The sequence below is a fragment of the Cytobacillus oceanisediminis 2691 genome (genome assembly GCF_007678455.1).
Taxonomy (GTDB): Bacteria; Bacillota; Bacilli; order Bacillales; family Cytobacillaceae; genus Mesobacillus; species Mesobacillus oceanisediminis_A.
Genome location: NZ_VEEP01000356.1, coordinates 1 through 243 on the forward strand (window position 1 = coordinate 1; position 243 = coordinate 243).

A 243-nucleotide genomic window follows, 5' to 3' on the forward strand; every position below is an offset into this window, starting at 1 on the left:
CGCAACCCCCTCATTACCGATGAACATATTCATGTCCTCAATTTCCCACCTGCACAACAACTCGCTGAACTCAACCCGGCGCCTTTCAAAATTAATCAACTCCTTCCCCCATTTTTCCCTCAAATACCTCTCACATTAATACATTTTAACCTACACTTCCCCAACCATACTCACCCCAAGATCCTCCTCGCCCATCACATTTCCCCTCATACATCCCCCCTCTCCGATATCCACACCCAACAA

1 protein-coding gene is annotated in these 243 nt (G+C 47.3%); it reads left to right on the forward strand.

Features of this window, described 5'->3' with window-relative positions; translation table 11 throughout:
- Nucleotides 1-12: 12 nt before the first annotated feature.
- Nucleotides 13-243 (forward strand): phosphoribosylaminoimidazolesuccinocarboxamide synthase (locus FS736_RS25640; protein ID WP_395883965.1); only part of this gene is annotated, 231 nt, incomplete at its 3' end.